The organism is Vibrio sp. 1874 (assembly GCF_033344395.1).
GTDB classification, from domain to species: Bacteria; Pseudomonadota; Gammaproteobacteria; order Enterobacterales; family Vibrionaceae; genus Vibrio; species Vibrio alginolyticus.
In genome coordinates this window covers 1-1,244 of sequence record NZ_JAWPOR010000112.1, presented here as the reverse complement: position 1 = coordinate 1,244, position 1,244 = coordinate 1, and the positions used below count along the sequence as shown (strand labels likewise).

The following is a 1,244-nucleotide window of genomic DNA, read 5'->3' as shown; positions in this document are numbered from 1 at the left end:
AAGAAAAACACGTGACGTGGCACGGTCAGATCATTCCAGGCGCGCTTTTTGATTTTGCACTGTATTTCTACAATAACCACAAAGCATTGCTTCAAAAAGGCAGCGGTCCATATTTCTATCTTCCTAAACTGCAGTCTCATCATGAGGCGAAGTGGTGGAGTGAAGTGTTCCATTTCACAGAAGAATATTTTGGTTTAGAGACTGGCACGATCAAAGCGACCGTGCTGATCGAAACGTTACCAGCTGTGTTTGAGATGGATGAGATTTTGTTCTCACTTAAAGAGCATATCGTAGGGCTGAATTGTGGTCGTTGGGATTACATTTTCAGTTACATCAAAACACTGAAGAAACACCCAGATCGTGTTCTGCCGGATCGCCAAGTCGTCACCATGGACAAACCATTTTTGAACGCCTATTCGCGTTTGCTGGTTCGTACTTGTCACAAGCGTGGTGCTTTCGCGATGGGAGGAATGGCCGCCTTTATTCCCGCGAAAGACCCGCAAGAAAACCAGAAAGTGTTGGATAAAATTCACAACGATAAATCACTTGAGGCGAATAACGGTCACGACGGTACGTGGGTTGCCCACCCGGGTCTAGCCGATACTGCTATGGAAGTATTCAGTGCGGCACTTGGAGAGCGAACAAATCAACTAGATGTTAGTCGCTCCGAAGATGCGCCAATTACCGCAGCCGAGTTGCTAGAACCGTGTGACGGTGAACGTACAGAAGAAGGCATGCGCCACAACATTCGCGTTGCGCTGCAATACATCGAAGCTTGGATTTCTGGAAACGGCTGTGTACCAATCTACGGATTAATGGAAGATGCTGCGACTGCTGAGATTTCTCGCGCCTCAATCTGGCAATGGATTCAGCACGGTAAGTCACTCGACAATGGTCAACAGGTGACAAAAGCACTGTTCGAAACCTACTTGCAAGAAGAAGTAGAAGTAGTGAAACAAGAAGTGGGCGAAGAACGTTATCAAGCCGGGCGTTTTGAAGAAGCCGCACAATTGATGGCGAAGCTAACAACTAGCGATGAGCTAACCAACTTCTTAACCGTCCCTGGTTATGACTACCTGGACTAAGAATTCTTAACTGTAATACCAATAACGTGAAAACTTTCGAGGCAGATGGGGATGTACTGCCTGAGAACGGAAACTCAACGCACAAACAAAAGTGTAAATAATAAAGAGGGATAGACCAATGACATTGACTCGCCGCCAACAAATTGAAGCTCTGGAAAA

General features: G+C 46.2%; 1 protein-coding gene. It reads left to right on the top strand.

All coding sequences use genetic code 11. From position 1 onward, the window contains the following. Positions 1–1,085 (top strand): malate synthase A (gene aceB, locus R8N46_RS24920; protein WP_318189737.1); only part of this gene is annotated, 1,085 nt, incomplete at its 5' end. Positions 1,086–1,244: the final 159 nt, after the last annotated feature.